Source organism: Acidobacteriota bacterium, assembly GCA_016716905.1.
GTDB lineage: Bacteria > Acidobacteriota > Vicinamibacteria > Vicinamibacterales > SCN-69-37 > SYFT01.
Window position 1 is genome coordinate 544,412 of the sequence record JADJUS010000004.1, and the last position, 22,464, is coordinate 566,875.

The 22,464-nt window shown below is 66.0% G+C and carries 19 protein-coding genes; 10 read left to right on the forward strand and 9 right to left on the reverse strand.

Going from position 1 to position 22,464, the window contains the following annotated elements:
- The first annotated feature begins 1 nt into the window (after nucleotide 1).
- On the forward strand, nucleotides 2-610 hold the full coding sequence (locus IPL75_06335; GenBank protein MBK9239873.1) for a sigma-70 family RNA polymerase sigma factor: 609 nt from the start codon (nucleotides 2-4) through the stop codon (nucleotides 608-610).
- Nucleotides 607-3,330, forward strand: coding sequence for a protein kinase (locus IPL75_06340; protein ID MBK9239874.1), 2,724 nt, complete (start codon nucleotides 607-609; stop codon nucleotides 3,328-3,330). The genes IPL75_06335 and IPL75_06340 overlap by 4 nt, the downstream gene beginning before the upstream one ends.
- Nucleotides 3,331-3,490: 160 nt before the next feature.
- On the opposite strand, the gene IPL75_06345 is transcribed toward IPL75_06340, so the two are convergent.
- From IPL75_06345 to IPL75_06355, 3 genes are read right to left on the reverse strand one after another with little or no spacing between them, the layout of a single operon-like run.
- Nucleotides 3,491-3,676, reverse strand: coding sequence for a hypothetical protein (locus IPL75_06345; GenBank protein MBK9239875.1), 186 nt, complete (start codon nucleotides 3,674-3,676; stop codon nucleotides 3,491-3,493).
- 11 nt (nucleotides 3,677-3,687) lie between these two features.
- Nucleotides 3,688-5,388 (reverse strand): HEAT repeat domain-containing protein, encoded by a 1,701-nt coding sequence (locus IPL75_06350; protein MBK9239876.1) that lies wholly within the window; start codon nucleotides 5,386-5,388, stop codon nucleotides 3,688-3,690.
- A 4-nt stretch (nucleotides 5,389-5,392) separates the two neighbouring features.
- Complete coding sequence (locus IPL75_06355; GenBank protein MBK9239877.1) at nucleotides 5,393-5,584, reverse strand: hypothetical protein; 192 nt, start codon at nucleotides 5,582-5,584, stop codon at nucleotides 5,393-5,395.
- Nucleotides 5,585-5,697: 113 nt separating this feature from the next.
- On the opposite strand from IPL75_06355, the gene IPL75_06360 reads away from it, so the two are divergent.
- On the forward strand, nucleotides 5,698-6,237 hold the full coding sequence (locus tag IPL75_06360) for a hypothetical protein (protein MBK9239878.1): 540 nt from the start codon (nucleotides 5,698-5,700) through the stop codon (nucleotides 6,235-6,237).
- Between the two features lie 8 nt (nucleotides 6,238-6,245).
- Nucleotides 6,246-7,124: a hypothetical protein gene (locus tag IPL75_06365; protein MBK9239879.1), complete on the forward strand. Its 879-nt coding sequence runs from the start codon at nucleotides 6,246-6,248 to the stop codon at nucleotides 7,122-7,124.
- Between the two features lie 93 nt (nucleotides 7,125-7,217).
- Here IPL75_06365 and IPL75_06370 read toward each other — a convergent pair whose 3' ends face one another.
- Complete coding sequence (locus tag IPL75_06370) at nucleotides 7,218-7,643, reverse strand: hypothetical protein (protein ID MBK9239880.1); 426 nt, start codon at nucleotides 7,641-7,643, stop codon at nucleotides 7,218-7,220.
- On the opposite strand from IPL75_06370, the gene IPL75_06375 reads away from it, so the two are divergent.
- The gene (locus IPL75_06375) at nucleotides 7,615-8,118 is read left to right on the forward strand and encodes a M20/M25/M40 family metallo-hydrolase (GenBank protein MBK9239881.1); all 504 of its coding nucleotides are present in this window, start codon (nucleotides 7,615-7,617) and stop codon (nucleotides 8,116-8,118) included. The two genes, IPL75_06370 and IPL75_06375, sit on opposite strands and share 29 nt — an antisense overlap.
- 491 nt (nucleotides 8,119-8,609) lie before the next feature.
- A complete protein-coding gene (locus IPL75_06380; GenBank protein MBK9239882.1) occupies nucleotides 8,610-11,528 on the forward strand; it encodes a hypothetical protein in 2,919 nt (972 codons plus the stop codon).
- Between the two features lie 56 nt (nucleotides 11,529-11,584).
- Here the strand turns inward: IPL75_06380 and IPL75_06385 are convergent, their stop codons facing one another.
- A complete protein-coding gene (locus IPL75_06385; GenBank protein MBK9239883.1) occupies nucleotides 11,585-12,499 on the reverse strand; it encodes a VWA domain-containing protein in 915 nt (304 codons plus the stop codon).
- 59 nt (nucleotides 12,500-12,558) lie between these two features.
- Here IPL75_06385 and IPL75_06390 point away from each other — a divergent pair, with 59 nt between their 5' ends.
- Nucleotides 12,559-13,509: a hypothetical protein gene (locus tag IPL75_06390; GenBank protein MBK9239884.1), complete on the forward strand. Its 951-nt coding sequence runs from the start codon at nucleotides 12,559-12,561 to the stop codon at nucleotides 13,507-13,509.
- On the opposite strand, the gene IPL75_06395 is transcribed toward IPL75_06390, so the two are convergent.
- Complete coding sequence (locus IPL75_06395) at nucleotides 13,497-14,810, reverse strand: FAD-binding protein (GenBank protein MBK9239885.1); 1,314 nt, start codon at nucleotides 14,808-14,810, stop codon at nucleotides 13,497-13,499. The genes IPL75_06390 and IPL75_06395 overlap by 13 nt on opposite strands.
- Before the next feature lie 162 nt (nucleotides 14,811-14,972).
- Between IPL75_06395 and IPL75_06400 the strand changes: the two genes are divergently transcribed.
- A complete protein-coding gene (locus tag IPL75_06400) occupies nucleotides 14,973-15,371 on the forward strand; it encodes a hypothetical protein (GenBank protein MBK9239886.1) in 399 nt (132 codons plus the stop codon).
- Here the strand turns inward: IPL75_06400 and IPL75_06405 are convergent.
- Nucleotides 15,349-16,602: an efflux RND transporter periplasmic adaptor subunit gene (locus IPL75_06405; protein MBK9239887.1), complete on the reverse strand. Its 1,254-nt coding sequence runs from the start codon at nucleotides 16,600-16,602 to the stop codon at nucleotides 15,349-15,351. The genes IPL75_06400 and IPL75_06405 overlap by 23 nt on opposite strands.
- 19 nt (nucleotides 16,603-16,621) lie before the next feature.
- Here IPL75_06405 and IPL75_06410 point away from each other — a divergent pair, with 19 nt between their 5' ends.
- Together IPL75_06410 and IPL75_06415 are read left to right on the forward strand one after the other, a co-directional pair.
- The gene (locus IPL75_06410; GenBank protein ID MBK9239888.1) at nucleotides 16,622-17,878 is read left to right on the forward strand and encodes an ABC transporter permease; all 1,257 of its coding nucleotides are present in this window, start codon (nucleotides 16,622-16,624) and stop codon (nucleotides 17,876-17,878) included.
- Entirely contained in the window at nucleotides 17,868-19,157 is a 1,290-nt protein-coding gene (locus IPL75_06415) for an ABC transporter permease (GenBank protein ID MBK9239889.1), read from the forward strand. The genes IPL75_06410 and IPL75_06415 overlap by 11 nt, the downstream gene beginning before the upstream one ends.
- Nucleotides 19,158-19,204: 47 nt before the next feature.
- On the opposite strand, the gene IPL75_06420 is transcribed toward IPL75_06415, so the two are convergent.
- Nucleotides 19,205-21,853, reverse strand: coding sequence for a TonB-dependent receptor (locus IPL75_06420; protein MBK9239890.1), 2,649 nt, complete (start codon nucleotides 21,851-21,853; stop codon nucleotides 19,205-19,207).
- A gap of 93 nt (nucleotides 21,854-21,946) precedes the next feature.
- Nucleotides 21,947-22,423, reverse strand: coding sequence for a hypothetical protein (locus tag IPL75_06425; protein MBK9239891.1), 477 nt, complete (start codon nucleotides 22,421-22,423; stop codon nucleotides 21,947-21,949).
- Between the last annotated feature and the right edge of the window lie 41 nt (nucleotides 22,424-22,464).

The window sequence follows — 22,464 nt, forward strand, 5'->3', positions numbered from 1 at the left end:
CGTGGTAGGATGCCCGGGCCATGGAAGCGGGCTCCATCACGCGCGGACTGGCGGACCTGCGGGCGGGAGATCCTGGTGCGCTGGAACGCGTGGTCTCACTCTTGACGACGACCTGCGCCGTCTGGCCCGGCAGCGCCTGAGGGGTGAGCGCGATGGGCACACCCTCGACACCACGGCCCTTGTGCACGAAGCGTATATGCGCCTGACCAGCCAGCGGCTGGTGTCAGCGTCTGATCGCTCCGAGTTCTTTGCGGCGGCCTCCAACACCATGCGGCGGATTCTGGTGGACTACGCGCGCGGCCGGGGCCGCCAGAAGCGGGGTGCAGGTGCCGCCAGGGTCCCGATCGAAGACGTTGAACCGTTTCTGTCGGCGAGGGCCACGGAGGAAACACTGGCGCTCGATCAGGCGCTGACTCGGCTGGCCGCCGCCAACCCACGGGCCGCCAGCGTGTTCGAGCAACGGCTGTTTGGCGGGCTCTCACTGGATGAGATCGCCACCGCACACGGCCTGTCCACCAAGACCGTTCACCGCGACTGGGAGGCGGCTCGCTCATGGCTGCGCAAGGAAGTGGGCCGCGACCTCAGTACGGCGGAGCTGCCCGGACGATGACGCAGCTGGACCCGGACGCCTGGGATCGGCTCGCCTCGCTCTTCGCCGACATCGTCGAACTGCCGGTGCACGAACGTGCGCGTGCGATCGCAACCCGAACGGTGGGCGAGCCCCAACTCGCAGCTGAACTCGCAGAGATGGTGGCCGCTCACGAATCCGGCAGCGAGCTCAGCCTTGAACGCGAACTCTTTGAGCGCAGCGATGCGGCTGAGTTGGCGCCAGGCACGCTGATTGGGACATATCGCATCGTGCGGCCCATCGGCAGAGGCGGCATGGGCGAGGTCTATCTGGCCGATCGGGCCGACGGCGCCTACGAGCATCAGGTGGCGGTGAAAATCCTTCGCGCCGGCATGTACGGCCGCGGGACGATTGCGCGCTTCGAACGCGAACGTCGAATCCTCGCACGGCTCGATCACCCGGCGGTGGTCCCCATTCTCGACGGGGGATTGCTTGCCGATGGCCGGCCGTACCTCGTCCTGCAGTATGTGGATGGCGCGCCGATCACGCACAAGGCGGATGCCGACAAGATGCCGGTGCGCGACCGGCTGAAGGTATTCGTGAGCGTGTGCCGCGCGGTGGAGTTTGCGCACGGTCGCCTTGTCGTGCATCGTGACCTGAAGCCGTCCAATATCCTCGTCGGCACAGACGGCTTGGTCCGGTTGCTGGACTTCGGCGTGGCGAAGTTACTGTCGGCCGACGAAGACGCCGACGGCCTCGATGTCACGCGGCATGGTGCCGCGCCGATGACGCCCGAGCGAGCCGCCCCGGAACAATTGCGCGGTGAGCCGCCGACCACCGCCACAGACGTGTGGGCCCTGGGGGTTTTGCTCTACGAACTGCTGGCCGGGAGCCTGCCCTTCGACGTGACCGGTCGCTCGGTGGCGACCATCGCGGCGAACGTCACAACTCGCGAACCCCAGCGGCTGACGCGTGGGCTCGCCGACCGTGGTACCGCCGAGACCGTGGCCTCGGCGCGCGCCACCACGCCGGCCCGTCTCAGGCGAGCCCTGCGCGGCGACCTCGAAGTCATTGTGGCCAAGGCGCTCCAGGCCGACCCCGAGCGCCGATATCAGAACGCCGGCCTGCTGGCCGACGATATCGAGGCCGTGATCGAGCGGCGCCCCATTTCGGCCAGACCCGACGCGTGGTCCTATCGCGCACAACGATTCGTCAGCCGCCATCGCGCGGCGTCAGCGGCCGCGCTGACCACCGCGCTCGCGCTGATCGTGCTGGCGATTGGCACGACCATGCAGAGCGCGGCGTTGCGAACTGAGCGCGACCGGGTGGCGGCGGAAGCCACCAAGACCCGCGCCACCGCAGACCTGCTCGTTGGCCTGCTCGGCGGATCCGGTCCCAGGGAAGGCGCCCCCATGGATCAGGTCTCGGTCGATGACCTGCTCAAGCGCGGCGAGACGCAGGTGGAAGCACTGTCGGAGCAACCCGACGTGCAGGCGCGGCTGTGGCAGACCATTGCCACGATTCGTGTGGACCGCAGTGAACTGGCGCAAGCGCTTCCCATCTTCGAGCGGGCTGTCGCGGCCAGTCAGGGGCGGCCTGGAACCGATCCCGACAGGGCGTCGTTGCTGCTCGACTACGCCAATCTCCTGCAACTCATGGACCGGCCAGCCGACGTGCGCAAGTGGATGCTGCCGCTTGTGGCCGAACAGGAGGCCACGGGTCAACCCGATCCAGACGTGCTGGGCCGGGCGCTGCAAACGCTGGCGAATGCGACGCCCAGTGAGGAGGGCGTCGCGCTTGCCGAGCGTTCGGTTGCCGTCCTGCGCGCCGGTGGTCCGGCGCACGAGGGGGCCCTGGCCGGAAGCCTCGGCGCGCTGGGCGGACGCGTGCTGCGGCAGCGCCTCGATCCGCAACGCGCCCGCCTGATCTTCCAGGAGGCCCTCGATCTTGCCGAACGGGTCAAGGGCCCCCTTCATATCGACACCCTGCAGTCCATGCAAAATCTGGCGGCGGCGCTCCCGCCCGCCGAGGCCATTCCCGTGTACAGGCGGCTCATCGCCTCGTACTATGAGCGGTTCGGCGGGGGCGCCAAGGCCCTGGCGTTTGCCAACAACAATCTCGGCGTCGCCCTGATTCAGACGAGGCAGTACGCGGAAGGGGAGGCGGCCCTGCGCGAAGCCCAGACGCGTTGGTTCCAGCAGTTTGGTCCGGCGCACGAACAGACGATCAACAACCTGCGAAACATCGCGCGGGCTCAGGAGATACAGGGTCTTTTTCCCGAAGCGGAAAAGACATGGGTGGACCTGCAGTCGCGACTGCGTCAGGCGGCTGCGCCCGACAGGACGCTCGCCCAGTACTTGCCGCAGCGCGCCCAGTTGCTGCGGCGCCTCGGTCGTCACGACGACGCGGCGCGCACCCTGGAGCAGGCCCGACGCATTCTTGAGCCCGGTGCACCCGCCGCGGGTCTGCCTTTGCTGGCAGACGTCTCACTGGTCGCGGGCCTGAGCGCGCTGGACCGCCGGACGTCCGCGAAAGCTGTGACCCACCTCGAAGCCGCCCTCGCAATGCGCGAGCGCGTGCTTCCGAAGAATCACCCGGCAATTGAAGAGGCGCGCGTGGCCCTCGGGCGTGCCCTCCTGGCCGGCGGCGATCCGGCCAGGGGACGCACGTTCATCGAAGCAGGCCTGCCTGCGTTCTCCGCCTGGCCCATGGCGCACCCAGACGACGTCGCGGCCGCCAAGGCGGCGCTCTCCGGTCGTTGAGTCGCACGTCCGATCCGCCCTCCCGATGTCGCATCGGCCGCGTGTTTGTCGCCCGGTTCGGACGCGAGCACGCCGCGCCGTTCGGCGACGTCGTCGTCCGGTGATGCGGAAAACGACCTCTGAGGTAATTACCTCAGAGGTCGTTTTCTCCGAAGCCGTTCTAGTCGTCGTTCGGGATCAGCCCGCCCGGTTGGACCTTGCGACCTCCCTGTGACGGCTCGGTCGCTTTCACCGAAATTTTTTCGAAGGTGAAAGAGATTCCGCCGGCCACGTGATCCAAGTCACTGTCGGCGAGAGGTGTCGGTGTTTTGTCGTTTGTCTCGATCTTCTTGTCATTCGTATCCATGATTCCTCTCCTTAGCCTCCGGTGGCTACCAGCCCGAGGAACCGGACCGACAGCCACTCGCTCTTGGTCGCCTGTCGCGCCATGGCGGTCGTACGTGGGTCTCGCGGAAAACGTGCAAGCGCGATACGCAGCACGTGCGCCTCTACTTCGGGGCCTCGGACCCGGCCAGCCGATTTGCCGTAGTCGAGGCCGATGGCTTTGCTTAGCCCCTCGATCGCCGTCGGCGTTTTCATCGACGCGAGCGAGTAGGCCGCAGCGGTGCGGACATCAGCGGAGTTGTCGTTCAGCAGGTTGACGAGAACGGGCACACTCCCCGGCTTGTCGATGATCGCGAGTGAGTACGCGACCGCGGACTTGACGTCTGACGCCGAACGGAAACGCCCGAGCGCAAGGTCCGCCGCTTTTGATCCGAGGCTCTTGTCCTGGACCATGGCGTCCAGGGCGGCGATGCCCGAGAGATCGCCGGCCTTGGCCAGCGCCTCGGCCGCGCGCAGGCGCGTCGCCAGCCATTTCTTGTTGGTCAGGCTGGCGCGCACGATCTCGATCGCGCTCTTGTCTCCCAGGCGAAGCAGGCCAATCGCCATGTAGGCGGTGATGAATTCGTCGGGCTTGCGCACCGGAACGGCGGCCTGCAATACCGGGATGGACTTGGCGCCACCGCGCTCGATGAGCACCCAGGCGATGTCGGCGAGCGCGTCCGGATCTTCCTTGTTGAAGAGTTTCGAGACGCCGCCGGCCTTCTTGGCGAGTTTCTCACGGGCCCAGGCGTATCCGGCGTCGTAGCCGCCTTCGATCAGCAGCGAGCCGGCGAACATCACGCCGTCATCGCTCTTTGTCATGCCGCCTTTGACTTCCTTCTCAAGGTCCGGCAGCACTGACGTGTCCTTGAACGTCAGCAGCAGCGCGCGCTTGGCGAGCCGCTTGACTTCGGTGGATTTGCCGAAGCCGCCGGTCAGTTTCTGCAGCGGCTCAATCGCGCGGCGATCCCGCGCGAGCATCAGGCCGTCGATGGCCGCCGGGAAGAGACTGGTGTTCATCATCCCTTCCGTCTTCGCGATGATGGCCTCCACGGCCTTGGTGCGTTTGTCCGGCGGGCAGGCTTTGTCCCCGGCCAGGAGCCCCAGCAGCCGCAGCGCGAGCTGGTTCATCTCGGTGTCGCGCCGTTCGAGTTGTCCCAGCAGGAAGGTGAACGCGCGGTTGGAATCCGCCAGGAACAGCCCGACTGCGCAGTCGCGGCGCAGCCCCTCGTAGGGGAACGTGGCCATGCAACGCTCGAAGAAGGGAATCGTGTCGGCCTTGTAGCCGGCGCGTGTCATGACCAGCGCTGCCTGCACCCAGCCGGCCCAGACCGAGGCCGCGCCGTCGGCGAGGCCTTCGCCGACCACCCCTGATGAGAAGACGCCGCCAAGCGTGGCCGCGCTCGCCATGACCTGTTCGGTGCCGGTGACGGTCATTTCCTGCCTGAAGCGTGCCACCAACTGGTCAACCGCCTGCTTGTGCTGGGCCGCCCGAAGTTTGGGCCGCCCTTCAGCAAGAAGGTACTCAAGGAGCACCGGGTTATAGGCGTTGGAAAGGCTCTGCGCCTTCAGGATGGCGTCCACGGTGGCCGGGGCCGCGTTCTGTGGCGCGGCCACCACGATCCGCTCGGCCGGCGTCAGCAGCAGGACCGCGACCAGGAATGGAATGGCAGCAAATCGAAGGGTTCGAGACATCGGGTTACCAGGTGTTGGAGTCGTTGGGTTCAAAGACCGCCTTGTTGCCGGGGCGCGTGGTCTTGGGTTTCGCGACGGAGTCGGGCGAACGCGGATCGACGATGTCGAAAATCCCTCCGGACACCGAGTCGAGATCCGCCTGTGAGAGTTCGCCGGCGGGCGCGGGGACTGGGGGCGACGAAGGCTTGTCAGGCATGGATGCTCCTTGGTTTGGGGACAACTGAAGGTCTTGGCGACGCCCGAGGCTGCAATCGGACATCCATGTCCGATCTGGGTCTCCGACGTCGCCAGTCATGCCAGGAGAAACCCATGTCCAGACTTTTCTCGCGTGTTCGTCTTGCGTCGTTGTGTGCCGGAGGCGTCCTGGTCTCATCGTTGATAGTGGCCTGCGGTGACACCGGCGCGGCCTCGGCCGAGGCCGCGCCCGCCGGCGATTCCCAGAAGGTGGCCGCCCCGCAGCCGCTCGACATTCCCACAAAGAGCGGAACGCTGACCCTGATGGCCCCCGCCGGAGCCACCGCGAAGGTCAACTCAGGGTCGACCATCGATGTCAAAGCGGGGCCGGGATTTCAGGTCGAAATCAGCGCGGGGATCGGCGTGTTGTCACGCTTCAAGCAGGACGTGCAGTCCAACACGATGAACGTGTTCAAGCGCTTCGTCCTGGACGAACCGCCGCTCGGCATGGTCTATGAGTCCGCGTTTGGAGGCAAGCCGGAATACCACCTCCTCTTCATCGTCAAAGGCGTGATGCGAGGGCTCGTGTGTCAAGACACCAAGGGGCCCGTGTACTCAGAAACACAGGCGCGCGCGATGTACGACGCGTGCAAGACGTTGGCCTTGAAGCCGTAGGAGATACCATGCGCACATCTACAACTCTGGTCCTGGCAATCGTCGTCTCGCTCCTGGCGTCGCCCGCGTCGGCGCAGATCGTGGTCACGGCGGGCAAGGTCACGCACACCGTGGAGGCGGCCACGGCGATCGCCACGCTCCCTTCCGCATGGGGGAATCCCAAGTACGGAAAGAACCCGCTGCCGAAGCCCGCGATTGAAGGCAACGTGTGGTACGTCATTCGCGGCCGCAGCGCGAATGGCGATACGCAGGTCCGCTCCCTCGACTCCGGCAGTTTCTGGATCGAGCTCGATGGCAAGAAGATCACGCCGAAGGCGGCCACATCGTTCCAGCCGGACGAAACGTCGATCATGCGTTCGGTGCAGGTGCCGCCTGGTGGTTCGCAAGCGTGGGTCGCGTTTTTTCAGGTGCCCACAGGAGCGACCGGCGTCAAATTGATGATGACGGACTTCGTCGGCGGAACCAGGAAGATTGTGGCGAGTGCGCCGCTGCCGACGGCTACTCCAGGCGCAGCTCCGGCCGCAGCGCGCGGGTCCGCAGCGGCGACCCCACCCCCTGCCAAGGCTCCGGTCGCCGCGCCGGCCCCGGCCGGAGCGCTCACGGCGCAGTCGGTGGTGGGCACGTGGAAGCTTGATGAGCCCAAGTCCAAGGCTGCCCCAGACGGCAACGGCGCGCTGCTCATGCGGACGCTCTCGATCAAGGCCGACGGCACGTTTGAGGCGCTCTACAACACCAAGGGGACGTGGAAGATTCAGGGCGGCAAGATGATCGTGACGTACGAGTGTTGCCCTGGCCAGCCTGCGGCGGTTGTGCTGGACGGCGGCCACATGAAATTCCCGGCCCCGTCGAACGTGAAGAAGTTCTGTTACATGGTGAAGGGATCGTAGGTCCGCCTTCGAACACCGGGAATGGTCTACGCTTCGGCCATGCCGAAGGTAGCCGCGTGGGTGAGTGTTTTTTGTGTTCTGAGTCTGCCCGCGTCATCCGCTGACGCGCAGCGCGGAGGAGTGGCCGAACGCATCGCCGCACACGTGGACGCGACGACCGCTGAATGGGTTGCAGTGCGGCGCGACCTGCACCAGAACCCGGAAGTTTCGGGGCAGGAGGTGCGTACCGCGAAGGTGGTGGCCGACCACTTGCGGAAGCTGGGCCTCGTCGTCAGAACCGGTGTCGGCGGCCACGGGGTCGTCGGCATCCTCACTGGCGGCCGACCGGGTCCTCTTGTCGCGTATCGCGCCGACATGGATGCGGTGCGCTCGACGGCGCCAGATCCCGTTGCGTTCCCTTCGCTCGTGCCAGGCGTGCGCCATATCTGCGGTCACGATGTGCACGTGACGATCGGGCTCGGGCTCGCCTCGGCGCTTGCGAGCGTGAAGGCTGACCTTCCAGGCCGGGTCATGGTTCATTTTCCAGCCCGCCGAAGAACGCGCGACCGGCGCGCGCGCGATGCTCGACGCCGGGCTGTTCAGCGCAGGCAAGCCCGAGGCCATTTTCGGTCTGCACTCCGCGCCCATGGACGTGGGACTCGTGTCATCGAAGCCTGGATTGATGATGCACCCCAATCAGGTCGCCCCAGGCGTCACCAACCACGACACGTTGTTTGCGTCGGCCAGGGCGGACCTGGTGGCGACGTTCGGCGCGGCTGCGTTCTCCGATTTAGGTGCGCCGCCGGACGGGTTCAGCGAGGACTTTGGAGCCTTCCAGGCCGAAGTGCCCGGCGTCTTCTTCTTCCTCGGCATGGGGAATGCGTCACAGGGGATTGCGGCGATGCCGCACTCGCCGAACTTTGTCGTGGATGAGGCGGCGATTCCGTTCGGGGTCAAGGCAATGGCCGCGATCGTTGTCGGCCGGTTGACGGCTGGAAGAGCCGGGAAGAGCTAGTGATAGTGTTCCCGTCATCGGGGGGGGGGGGGGGGGGGGGGGGGGGGGGGGGGGGGGCGGCGCCCGGGGGGGGGGGGGGGGGGGGGGGTGGGGGGTGCTCGGGGGGCGGGGGCGGGGCGGGGCGGCTGTTCACCCTTGCGGGCTGCGGGCCGCTAGGAGGGCGGGGCTGGAGGCCGGCGGAGGGGGGGCCCAACAGGCGCGTGGCGGGGGTGGGGCCGTGCGGCTCACGCCGCGCCTTTGGTGTATAGCGTCGCCGAAGGCCACCTGGGGGCGACTATCACAACATCACCTGCTCGGGGCGAACGGGGGCGCAGGGGCCCTCGGTGGGGCACAATGTTGGTGACCGACGACGCCGCCACCTTCGCGACGGCCGTCGCTCTGCTCGTCGCAGTGACGCTCGTCGCGACGTATCTTCCTGTTCGGCGGGTCCTGCAACGCAGCCCGTTGGACGCCCTTCGGTGAGTCATACTATTCCACTGGGGGAAGTGTCCATGGTCCGCTCAACATTCACATTCAAGGTGCTGCTGGCCGCCGGCCTCGGCGTGTTCGGAATCGTGTGCGTCGCCGCCAATCCGTTTGCGCAGGCGCCGACCGCGCTCACAGCTGATTCACTGTTCGGCCAACTGCGGTGGCGCAACATCGGGCCCGCCAACATGGCTGGGCGCATCTCGGACATCGAGGCGGTGGAGGCCAATCCCGCCATCGTGTATGTCGGGTCGGCGTCGGGTGGTGTGTGGAAGTCGGTGAATGCCGGCACCACGTGGGAGCCGATTTTTACGAATTATCCGGTGGCCTCGATTGGCGACATCGCCATCTACCAAAAGGATCCCAACATCATCTGGGTGGGCACCGGTGAAGATTGCGTGCGCAACAGCGTGGCCTGGGGCGACGGCGTCTACAAGTCCACCGACGCCGGCAAGACATTTGTGAACGTCGGCTTGCCCGAGTCACATCACATCGGCCGTGTGCTGACGCATCCGACCAACCCGGACATTGCATACGTGGCGGCGCAGGGGCATCTGTGGGAGCACAACCCGGATCGGGGCATCTACAAGACCATTGACGGCGGCAAGACATGGCGGCGGCTGGCGAACGGGCTGCCGACGGATGGGAAGACCGGTGCATCCGACATCCAGATGGATCCGACCAACCCGAACATCCTGTACGCCGGGATGTGGGAACGCATCCGGCGTCCGTTCATCTTCGAGAGCGGCGGCCCGAACGGCGGCATCTTCAAGTCCACCAACGGTGGCGATACGTGGACGGAGTTGACGACGGGGTTGCCGTCGGGCAACACCGGCAAGGTGACCATCACCATTCACCGCAAGAATCCGAAGATCCTCTCGGCGATCGTGGAGGCGGCTGTCACGCGCGATTTGAAGGTGCCCGGCTCGGGCATCTATCGGTCTGAGGATGCCGGCCTCACGTGGACCTACGTCAACACCAGCAACGACCGGCCGTTTTACTACAGCCACGTGCAGCTCGATCCGAACTTCCCGAACCGTTTGTATTACCTCGTGGTGCCGGCGCAGGTATCCGAAGATGGCGGGCGCACATTCTCGCGCAATCTGCCGGGCATCGAGGGTGACTTCCACGCGATGTGGATCGATCCGGCCAACAGCGATCGCTTCTACATCGGCAACGACAAGGGTGCGTCGGTGACCTATGACGGCGGCCGCACGTTCATCATGTTCGACAACATGGACATCGGCCAGTTCTACGCCATCACGGTGGATAACCGTGACCCGTATCACGTCTATGGCGGACTGCAGGACAGCGGCAACTGGGGCGGCACCACCAACAGCCGCGACTACAACGGCATCCTGGGCGAACATTGGTTCAAGTTCCACTCGGGCGACGGCTTCCACACGACGGTGGATCCCGACGACTGGACGACTGTTTACACCGAGACCCAGAACGGCAGTGTGCGCCGGCTGGATGCGGACTTCCGCCAGACGGGCAGCAGCGTATCCCCGCGGCAGCAGACCATTCTCAACTTCGACGAGGTGACCGCGGTCGAAGGCAAGGCGCCGACATTCCGGTACAACTGGAGTTCGCCGCTCACGCTCTCGCCGCACGACTCCAAGATCGTCTACCTCGGCAGCAATCGGTTGATGCGCAGCACCGACCGCGGAGAGAGCTGGAGCATCATCAGTCCCGACCTCTCCACGAACGACCCCGACTACACGACACCGGCGCCGGCGGGGTTCATGGGCGAGCGCGGTGGCGCCGAGACCCATGCCACGCTCATCTCGGTGGTGGAGTCATCGCTGCGCCCCGGCGTCATCTGGGCGGGCACCGATGACGGCAACGTGCAGGTGACGCGCGACGGCGGCGCCACATGGACGAACGTGCGCAACAACATTCCGGTCAGCCAGGTGCCCGCGCGCACGTGGGTCAGCCGTGTCGAGCCGTCGCACTTTGACGCCGGCACGGCTTATGTCTCGTTTGACGGCCATCGCACCAGCAACTTCAAGCCCTACGTGTTCAAGACCACCGACTACGGCGCCACGTGGACATCCATCTCGTCGAATCTTCCGCAGCGCGATCCGGTCTACGTCGTGAAGGAAGACCTGAAGAATCCGGCGCTGCTCTTTGTGGGAACGGAGTTTGGCGTGTACGCCTCGGTCAACGGCGGCGCCGAGTGGCACAAGATGATGACGGGCATGCCTACCGTAGCCGTGCATGACCTGGTCATTCATCCACGCGACAACGACCTGGTGGCCGCGACGCACGGGCGCAGCCTCTGGATTCTCGATGACATCACGCCGCTGCAGCAGTTGACGCCGGCCGTGCTGGCTGCCGACGCGCACGCGTTCAGCAACCGCGTGGCCACCGTGTGGAAGGCGATCAGTCGTGGCGCGACGCGAGGCCACCTGCTGTTTCAGGGCCGCAACCCTCTGACGATTGCGCAGCGTGCGCCAGCCAACTCACCGAGCGAACTGGCGAACTCCGCCACCGTATCGTTTTTCGTCGGCAAGGCTCCGGCAGGCCCGGCGAAGATCGAGATCACGAGCAACGACGGCACGCGCACGTTCACCGCCGACATTCCTGTGACCGTAGGCATCAATCGGTACTTCTGGCCGCTGAGTTTTGCCGCACCGGGTGGCGGTGGTGGGCGCGGCGGCGGGGGAGGCCGTGGCGCCGGGCGAGGTGCTGCCGGCGCGGCCGGTGACCCCGCACAGGCTGGCGCCGCGCGCGCAGGAGGCGGAGGTGGCCGCGGCGCCGGCGCTGCGGCAGCTGACCCGGATGCGCCTCCACCGATGCCACAGGGTGGTGGCCGAGGCGGCGGCGGAGCCGCGGCAACCGCCGGCCCAGGCACCTATCGCGTGAAACTCACGATTGGCGACAAGGTCCTGAATTCGACCATCGTCGTCCGGGCGGATCCGGACGCGGCGCGAGTCAGGTAGGTCCAGGGTCCAGGGTCCAGAGTCCAGGGTCCTGCGACAGTGAAACAGGACGGCAGCTACTTCACGAATTCGCGGCGGGCGCGCACGTCGAGGCCGTCGCGCTTGACCTTGACCTGAATGCTGTGCCTGCCGCTGTCGGAGGCTTCCGCCTCGAACGTCAGCAGGTACTGGCCCGACAGTTCGCTCGCGATGCGCTCGAACACCGCGTCGGCGCCCGCCCATCGGCGCATGAATGCGCCGCCGCTTGCGGCGGCCAGGCTCTCCAGGCCACTGGTGGGTTGGCCGCTGGCGGGTGCATCGGGGCGTCTGTTCTCAGCCGACATCGTCGGCGCATCGGCAGACACCACGTAGAACGTCACGCCCTGAAGCGCCGCTCTGCGCGCCGAGTCCAGCGTGCTTGCGCCGTCGTACATCCGATCGGCAAGGAACAGCACGGTCCTGCGTCCCTTGACCGTGCTCATGACGGAAATCACGCGATGCAGCGACGAGCGCGACGAGAGCTCGTCGTCTCCCATCGGCATCCGTGGATTGTAGGTGCCGAGCAGGCCTCGCAGGGCGCGCGCCACCTGCGCGCCAGGTTGACCGATCGCGACCTTGAGTCTGTCTTCTGGCAGCACAAGCAGGCCCATGGCGTGTGAGTCCGGCAGGCCTTCCACAAACGTGGCGGCGGCGTTCAGGGTTGCGCGCGACGTCTCAACGCGCAGATTCTGGCGGTCCACGGCCACGAGTATCGTGCTCGCCTGCTCGGCTGATACGGCCGTCTCATAACGCAGCGAGGCAATCCGGCGCGTCTCGCCGTCTACACGCACCTCAAAGTCGTCGGCCGTGAGGTCGGTCACGACCCGGCCGCTCCGGTCCACTACCCGCGCGTCCACCACCACCACATCTGTGACGGCGCGAAAGGTGGGCTGCTGCGCAGCGACTTGCCACGCCAGAAGACCCGCTCCGAACAGCGCTACCGATTTCAGCATACGTGGACCTTACCACCGCGGGGTCTGGCCGCGCAGGCCATCTGAAAGTACGATGCACCATGCCCGTCGCGCCAGCGTTCTCAGTGGTGCTCGCCACCGATACGTTCGCTACCATCCGTGTGGTGATCGACCACCTGCGCGCGCAGACGATGCGGGATCAGATTGAACTGGTACTGGTGGCTCCCTCCAGAGACCTGCTGCGCGAGGCCGAGGCCTTGCGCGCCGAGTTTGCCGCGGTGCAGGTGCTGGAATGCCCCCTCATCGGTCTGGGCGCCGCACGGGCCCTGGCCGTGCGCCACTGCACCGCGCCGTTTGTCTTCATTGGCGAGACCCACACATTTGCCAACGCTGAATGTGCGGAGGCGCTGACGCAGGCGTTGTCGGAGGGGTGGGCGACCGCGACGCCGTGTTTTGAGAATGCGAATCCGGACAGGCTCCTGAGTTGGGCGGCGTTTCTTTCCGACTATGGCCGGTGGGCGGCCGGCGTGCCGGTCGGCGAAATTCATCGCGCGCCTGCTCACAACACCGCGTACCGACGCGAGGTGCTGCTCGCACTGGGCGATGGGCTTGCGGCGGCCCTGACCAGGGAAGATTCCCTCTGGAGGGCGTTGCGGGCCGCCGGCGCGCGAAGCTGCCTGGTGGCACGGGCGCGCCTGGCGCATGCCAACGTGTCGCAGCCGTGGCATTGGGCGCGCGAACGGTATTGCGTCGGCCTGCACGTGGCCACCGGGCGCGCGGCTCAATGGCCGTGGTGGAAGCGGCTGGTCTACGCTGGCGGTGCGCCGCTCCTTCCGTTTGTGCTGACCGCGCGTGCCATCACACGATTCAGGCAGGCATCGGTCGTGGCGCCGATCCCGGCGATGGCCCTTCCCGCCGTTTTTGCCGGCAATGTCATTTGGGCCATTGGCGAGGCCGCCGGTTACCTTGGCCAGTCGGCGCGTCTGTCGAATCGCTGGATGTTCGAGTACGAGCTGCGGAAGGCCGCGTACACGTACCGCTACGAAAAATAATCGCGCATGAACGAGTTGAGGAAGACCCCGCCGGGATCGAAGTTCCGCCGAATCACGCGGAAGGCCTCGAGCGTGCCCGGGTACATCTCGTCGAAGTCATCGCGCGTCAGCGTGAAGTTCTTCCCCCAGTGGGGGCGGCCGCCCAGACGTGTCATCAAGGGCTCAAACCGTTCGAACACCTCCGTGGCGTTGTGCAGTGTGCTCGCGCCGATGTAGCACACGTCGCGTCCGAGCGACGGGCTGATGGGAATGTTGTCCTTGGCCAGGAACCGGACTTCCACCGGCAGAATCAGCGACATATCGCCTTCGTCCACCACCGTCCGGAATCCCTTGAGCGCGTCGGCCGTGTGCTCCACGGGAATGGCGTACTCACATTCGCGGTGAAATACCGGCAGCAGCGGAATGGTGAGGACGTCATCGTAGTCGGCCGTGAAACTGACGATCTTGCGGAAGCCGTCTGACTGGTTCGTCAACACATCGAGCGCCACACCCGGCAGGCCCATCACGTCTCGCGGGAAAGCCCGCGCGAAGAGCCCGCCTGCGAGATCCAGAAGGCTCGGAGTGGCGTTGCCGAGGATGCCCTTCGGATGACCGATGGGATTCTTCGTGATGACCACCACCTTGTTGCGTGGACCAAACGGCGGCAGCAGCCACCAGAAGAGCACGCGCTCATTCTCTGCGGTGAGCGTGTCGATTTTGTCGATGACGTGGTCGAAGGTTGTCAGATACGCCGTGTACTCAAGCTTGTAGTCGGGAACGCACTCAAGTGTGACTTCGGTGATGATCCCCAGCGCGCCCACGTTGATGCGCACCGCATTCAGCAGATCCAACTCCGTTTCGTCGATGGTGCGCACGTCGCCGGTGCCCGTGACCATCTTCACACCGACCACTTGCGTGGAGATATTCCCCAGGCGAAGGCCGGTGCCGTGTGTGCCGGTGGAGAATGCGCCGGCAATCGATTGCTCGGTGACCGACCCGATATTCCGGAATGCCAGACCCCGCTGCCGAAGCGCGGGGATCAGATCCTTGAGGCGCATCCCCCCAGGCACGGTTGCGCGCGTCCCGTTCACTGTGATGTTACCGGCGAGCTTGTCCAGGTTCACAAGCGTGTCGGCCGTGGCGAGGATCTGTGAGAACGAATGCCCCGCGCCCGTCGTGCGCACGCACTCGCCCCGGGTGGCTGCATCCTTGACGATGTCCACCACCTGCGCCTCGGTGGTGGGCTGGCAGTAGCGGCGGGGGCGGAACTTGATCGTGCGCGACCAGTTTTCGAAGGTGTGGTTCGAGTTGCAGTTCGCCATGGTCAACGTGCCTCCGTGGAAGTCCGCATTATACGGAGCCGCGCGTGGGTGAATGGCGATGGAATTGTCCCTTTCCGAACAACCGATGAATGAACTATTTGGAGGCGTGTTACCGTCAAAGGCACGGAGGTATCAGATATGCGAGCAGGAGTATTGGCAGCGGTGTTGGTCGTTGCGGGTATGGCGGGAATGTCGGCGCAGACCCCGGCGGCAGGACCGGTGTACGACGTGTCGTTTTTGGCTGGGCCGGCAGGGCAGGAGGCGGCCTACACAGGCACCACCACATTCAGCGTGGACGCCAAGGGCATGGTCACCGGCACGATGGCCATCGTCAGTCCGACCACGGTGAAGGCGAAGCTGGCCGGCCGGGTCGACAAGGGCGAATGGACGTTCGAATATCCCTACGAAATGACGGATCAGGGCTGCATGGGCATCCTGAAGGGGACGGCCAAGATTCCCGCTGACAAGAAGGTCATTTCGGGAGCGGTGACCATCGGTGGCGACTGTGCGCCCGAACCGATGAACGGCACCTTCACGTTTACTTTGCAGGCGAAGAAGTAGCGGGGGCGATCGGCCGGACGGCAGCGCCGTCGGCCAGGTCTCTCAACAACTGGAATGGACCGGCGACGATGGAGGCGCCCTCGTCGACGCCGGTCACTTCGATGGTCAGGCCACCGATGATGCCGGTGGTGACCGGAGTGAATATGGCCCGGCGGTCTTTGATGACAAAGACTCCGCTCTTGCCGTCGCGCTGCACCACCGCCTGCAGGGGAACGGCCAGCACGTTGCGGCGCTCGGCCACGAGAATTTCCGTGTCGCACGTCAGGCCTGGGCGCAGCAGTGCGACGTCTCCCTCAAGCCTCACTTTCACGCGGAACTCGCGCGCGGACGCCTGTGTGCCGATTTGCGGCAGGGCGCTGGCGCCCACCTCCGCCACTTGCCCCGTGTAGGAACGTCCCGGCAGCGCGTCCAGCGTCACAGTGGCGGCGTTGCCGGCCGCCAGGCGAAGGACGTCCGCCTCGGCCACCTTGACCTCGGCGTTGATCGCGCTGAGATCAGAAATCGTCATGAGGATCGAGCCAGGCTGATTCTGGACGCCCATCACCACCATCTCACCCTCTTCGACATCGAGGCGCGTGATGACACCGGCGATGGGGGCGGTGATTTCGGTCTTGGCCAATTGGTCCTGGACGCGGGCACCATCGGCGCGGCCCTGGGCCACACGCTGCGACGAGGCGCTACGCGCTTGCTCGGCCGTGGCAAGCGCGGCCTTCGCAGCGTTGACTTGTGCGTTGGCCGTGTCGGCCGCAGCGGCGGCCGCTTCGAATTCAGACTGCGCGACCAAGCCCGACTTGAAGAGGTCGCGGGCACGTTCGAGTGCCCGTTGCGCTTCGGTTTGCCGCGACGTGGCCACGGCGACCTCGGCTTGTGCCGCACGCACCTGGGTGCCCGAGCCCTCCGCCTCGGCCTCAAGGGCGCGAAGCGCGGCGGCCGAAGAGGCGACGGCGCTCTGTGCCTGCACCGGATCGATGCGCGCCAGCACCTGGCCGGCGGTCACGCGGTCACCTTCACGCACGCGCAGGCTGACCAACCGGCCCATCACCGATGAACCGAGGTCGGCATACCGCGTGGCCACAATTTCTCCAGAGGCCGTGACATATGCGCGAAGGGTTTCCACACGACCGACTGTGACGATATCGACGGCGATGGCATCGGTCTGGCGACCGGACCACCACCACCATCCACCAACCAGCACCAGGGCAGCAACGACAAGAAGGATGCGACGAGACATACCCGCTTATACTCACACAGTGGCAGGCTCTGCGGGGCGACAGTGGTTTTCTCTACAGGAATCTTTTCGGCAGGCGGCGCGTACTCTGGCGACAAACCGGCTGCGCGCGGGGCTTGGCGCGCTGGCGATTGCGGTCGCCGTGGCCACCCAGGTGATCGTGGTGTCGGCGCTGGACGGCGTGGCCGCATTCGCCGAGACGTCCACGGCTCGTGCCTTTGGCTCTGACACGTTTCTCCTCGCGCAGATCGCGTCACCCGGCCGGATTTCGCGCCGGGAATTGCAGGAACAGCTCCAGCGGAACCAGCCCCTGCGGCGAACGGACTGGCGTTTCCTCGATCAGCAGGCCGGAGGCCTGGTGCAATACGCCCCAAGCGTCCAGACCATCGCGGAAGTGACGGCGGGCGGACGCGTCTACGAGACCGCGGCCGTGTCGGGCACCACGTCGGTGCTGGCGGACCTTCGCGATTTGGCCGTCGCCCAAGGGCGTTTCCTGACGATCGAAGACGACCGCGGGGGGGCGGCCGTGGCGGTAATCGGCGCGGATGTCGCAGACGCGCTCTATCCCACCAGCGACCCGCTCGGGCAAGGCATTCGTGTGGCGGGCCGGCGGTTTGTGGTGGTTGGCGTGCAGACGAGGCTGGGCAGCTCCAGCGGCGCGTCGCTCGACCGTTCGGTGTGGATCCCGATCCTGGCCTGGGAGCGCGCGTTTGGCACGCCACGATCGTTGCCATTGTTTGCGAAGGCGACGCCGTCCTCAACGGCCGTCGCGGCCGAGGATCGCGCGCGGGCGTCGCTGCGTGCCCGCCGGCAACTGGCGCCGGGCACTTCCGACACCTTCGACGTGCTCACGCCCGACGCTGCGCGCGGCTTTGTCGCCAATCTCTCGCAGCGCATCGGCGTGGCTGCCGGTCCCATTTCACTCATGGCCCTCCTCGCGGCCGTCGTCGTGGTCACCAACACCGTGCTGGTGTCGGTGACGCAACGCACGCGCGAGATCGGCATACGGCGGGCGCTGGGCGCGCCGCGCTCCCAGATCATGCGCGAGGTGGTGGCCGAATCGGCGCTGACGGCGATTGTGGGCGGCGTGGCCGGCATTGGCGTGGCGGTGGCGCTGGTGGCGTCGCTGGCCGCGGTGCTGGCGCTGCCGCTGGATGTGCGCGCGACGACGGTTGGCTGGAGCCTCCTGGCGTCGGCGGCCAGCGGACTGGTTGCGGGGTGGTATCCGGCGCGGCGTGCTGTCAGGCTGACTGTGGTGGAGGCCATGCGTGTCGAATGATCTGACGCCTCCCGGCGCGGCAGAACGCTGGCGGTCGGCGGTTGTCGAAGCGGGCACGCTGGCGATTGAATCGGTCCGCGTACAGACGGCGCGATCGGTGTTGGCCGTCATCGGCCTGATCATCGGCATCGTGACGGTGGTGCTGGTGTCGTCCACGCTGGTCGGCCTGCGCAACTCCGTGGCGCAGCTGTTTCGTGAACTGGGCACCGACAACATCTTCGCGTTTCACCGGAACGGCGATCCGTATACGCCGGCATCGGACGCCGATGCCTCGCGCCGCACATTGAACAGGGCTGACGCCGATGCCATCGCGCGTCTGGCGCCCTCGGTACGCGGTGTGGCTGCGCAGCTGCTGGTGCCCGCGGTCACCAGCACGCGAGTGATCACGGCGCGGGCTGGGGGGAACGAATCAGACACGGTACTCATTGAGGGTGTCACGCCGAACTTTTTTGCCGTGACCGACACGCCGTTTGGGTCAGGGCGGCCCTTCACCGAGACCGAGGATCGCGTGGGCGCGTCAGTGGCCGTGCTTGGCGCCAACATCGCGAAGGCCCTGTTTGGCCCGGTGACACCCGTGGGGCAGTCGTTTCTGCTCGGCGGGGATCGCTACTACGTGGTGGGCGTATTGGCGCCCAGGCAGGGGACGTTTTTCGGGGAAAACCGGAACGACAACGTCGTGTCCATTCCGGTGGAGACCGCGTCGCGCCGATTTCCAGAGGCCGAACAGACCGTGCTTTACGTGCAGGCCAGGGAAGGGGTGCGCGAGACGGCGCGCTCCGAAACCGAGACGATCCTGCGGTTGACCCGCCAGGTGCCGCCTGGCGCGCCGAGTGATTTTAATCTCTCGACGGCCGACCAGATCATCGCGCAGTTCGATCGCATCGGCGCGCAGATCTTCTTTGCCACCATCGGGCTGGCCCTCGTCTCGCTGGTCATTGGTGGCATCGGGATCGCCAACGTGATGGTGATCAGCGTGACCGAACGGACGCGCGAGATCGGTTTGCGGCTGGCGATTGGGGCCAGGCGGCAGGACGTGCGGCTGCAGTTCCTGATGGAGTCGGCGATACTGGCCGGCATCGGCGGCTTGGCCGGAGTAGGCATCGCGCTGGCGCTGGGGGCGTTGGCGGCCGTGTTCGCCCCGGCGTTTCCCGCCTTGCCGCCAGTCTGGGCCGTGCTCGCCGGTGTCATCAGCGCGGTGGTGGTCGGCGTGGTCGCCGGCTACTGGCCCGCCCGCAGCGCCTCGCGCCTCGACCCCGTCGAAGCGCTCAGATACGAATAAGGTCCAGGACCCAGAACTCTGGACCCTGGACCCTGGACCCTGGACTTTTAGAATGCTCCGACGCTGAGCCCTATCGTGAAGCTTCGGCCGCGCGACGGTGCGAACTGGAAGTGGTCACGGTAGTAGCGGTTGGTGAGGTTCTCCACCGCGAAGGTCAACGCGAGCCGCTCCCGGCCGCGCGTCAGGTTGATGCCCGCGCCGGCGCGCTGCACCGTGAAACTATCGAGTGACAGCAGGTCCTGCGGGATGAGGAACGGCGAACTGAGCAGGGCCTGCGCCACGCGCGTCACTTTTCCCTGCGCACGCACCCCGTATTCCACCCACCATCGGCCGCGCACATCCGTGAACCGCGCGTTGGCCACGAGCTTCGACGGCGTGATGTTGTCGGCCGGCGTGTCGCCGAGCGACGCCTGCGTGAGCGGGTCCGTGCCGTTGGTGATGGTGCCGCGAGTGAATGCCGCAGCGCCTGACAACGTCAGGATGCCGCGGTCAAAGACCAGGGGCGCGTCGGCCGACAGTTCCACGCCGCTGATGCGCACGTCGGCGTAGTTGGTGGCCTGCGCCAAGGGGCCGGCCGGTGTGGTGGCCACCACCAGATCCTGCGCGATGAAGTCCTGGTACTGATTGAGGAACGCATACGCGCCGCCCGACAGGCGGCCGAAGCGGAATTTTGCGCCCACATCGAAGTTGTTGCCAACCTCGGGTTTCACGAGCACGTTTGGCGCGATGTTGCCGACCGTGGCGGGCCCGGCAAACAGCATCTCTTCCAGGTTCGGGTGACGGTACGTGCGGCCGAAGCGGACAAACGGGTTGATGCGTCCACCGGTGTTGGCCACCAGGCCGACATCGCCGGTCAGCGACTTCCGGCTGTAGGCTGCGCCATTGATGTCGGGCAGCGTGGCGGGGTCAATCGCAGGTGTCGCGCCGGCCACCAGGGGGTCGACGGTGTATCCCGGCGTCGCCTCGGTCGTGACGTTGTAGAAGTCGCCGCGCAGGCCGGCCACCAGCGACACGTTCGAGCGCACACGCCATTCGTCCTGCGCGAACACCGCGATGTTGCGCAGGCTGGCGTCCGGCACGCGCACCGGGTGCGCCACGGTGGGCGGGCCCAATGGTGTCGGTGTCGCAAAGACCGTGGCCGCAGGACCGCGCTGGCCCATCACCACCTGTCCGACCATCGACATCGTTGTCGTCGTGGTGCGCGCATCGCTGCTGCGATCCCGATAAAACGTCAGACCGGTCGTCAGCACATGATTTGACGCCGGCACCCACACGGCCTGCAGGTCCACACCAGGAGTCCACACGCGCTGTTCGGTCTGGGAGAGTACGTCCAGGCGCATGACACTGATGGGGAAGAAGCGGGTTGGTGTGGGCGCCGGGAACTGCACAGGCAGCTGGTTCTCGAGCAGGCGCGACGTCCGTTGATAGTAGGTGGTCAGCGAGAGATTGGCGAGCCACGGTGTGATGGCCTGGGCCTCGTAGCGCGCCGACAGGCGGTCGAGCCGGCTGTGCGGCAGTGAGGTGGCGTTGAAGAAATACGGCTGCGCGAAGTCGGGGAAGCCGACGTCTTCCATGCGGCGCTGCTGATATCGCACCTTCAGCGTGCGTTTGTCGGCAAGCTTCACCAGCGCGGCGGCATTGACGAAATACCCTTTCGCCTGCGAGTTGAGAATTTCGTTGTCGGTGCGGACGTATGCCGCATTGAAGGGGTCGGGGAACGCCTTGAATGTGAATCCGAAGGCGTCGTCAACGGTGTCGGCCCTCCGGAGGGTACCGTTGCTGAAAAAAGGCGTGGTGTCTTCAGACGTCAGTGTGCCGGCGCGGTAGTTGCCGTATTCCTCGGCGCCGCCTTGCACGCGCACGGCATAACGCGGGGCCGTGACGCCAAATGTCAGCGTGCCCCTGCGGCCCTGTTCGTTGGAACTGTAGTAGCTGTTCGCGCCGTACAGGAATTGGCGCGAGTCGGTGAACGACAGTTCGTTCGTGATGATGTTGATGGTGCCCGCGAGCGCGTCCGACCCGTAAAGCAGTGTGCCCGCGCCGTTCACAATTTCCATCCGGGTGATCGTGTCGGGCGCGATGAGCCCCACTTCGGCGCCAGTGCGGTCTGTGGCCTGGCGCGCCGTGTTGAGGCGCTCGCCATCCACCAGCACCAGCATGCGCGTGGAGTCCAGGCCGCGCAGCCGCGGCCGCACGCCGAACGGACCGTTGCCCACTTGCGTGATGTTCGCGACTGTCGCGAGCGCGTCACCGGTCGAGAGCGGATTGGTCTGTGCGACCGCCGCGCCCGACAGGGTCTCGACGTGCAGCGGGATGGTGCGATTCTCGCGTTCAGCTCTGGCCGCCGTGACGCTCACTTCCGTGTTGATCCCGCCCAGTTCCAATTGCACGGTCAGCGAGATCCGTTCTTCGGCATGCGCGATCACCACCGTGCGCGCGGCCTCCGAGAATCCCTGACGCGTGACGAGCACAAGGAACGTTCCCGCACTCGCCGCGTCAAACGCATACCGTCCATCAGCGCCCGTCGTGACCGTTCGTTCACGGCCGGTCGCCAGTTCACGCAGGACCACTTTCGCGCCAGGCACAACCGCACCAGTCGCATCCGACACCACGCCACTGACGTTGGCAGCCCACGCCGGCGTTGCCGAACACAACAACGCAAGGCACACAAATATTCCGAAGATACGCGTACGCATAAACCCCCCAGGGAAGAAACGAAAATCCAGAATCGGCAATCGGGAAGGAAATCGGGCGACTTACAGTTCCCAATTTCCCAAGTTCCTAATTTCCTAATTCGCTGGCGGGGGTCTAGGTGCGAAGGCGAGGAACGACGCAGGCGGAAGAGCGCCGGCCACAGCCGGCATCTCAATGCGTGAAATCGAGAGCAGGGCCGGACGCTGTCCTCGGAGAAGGAAGGCGAGGCCAAACAAGATCAGCGTCGCCAGCCCGGTCAGCGTTGCCGTGGTCTGGGCGAGCGTGGCCACCACTTCCGGCATGGCCGGAGCCGTCAGATCGAGATCGCGCGCAAGTGCCGGTCCGTGCAGGGTGGCGGTGAGCAACCAGACGGCGATCGCCTGTCGGCTCCGAATCACCGAGATGCCGCGGCGATGCAGGTGGAACAGGGCGGCCAGCAGTCCCGCGGCGATGGCCCAGCGCGTGACCAGCGTGAGGTCGAGGAGTTGCCCGTCCCATACCTGGCTGCCAAAGAGCCAGATGTGAAACGCGACAAGCAACGCGCCCGTCAGGGTCAGAGTCTTGCGGAGCATCGCCACACATTATTGCAAGCGCCGGGCCAGCTCTGTTTCTG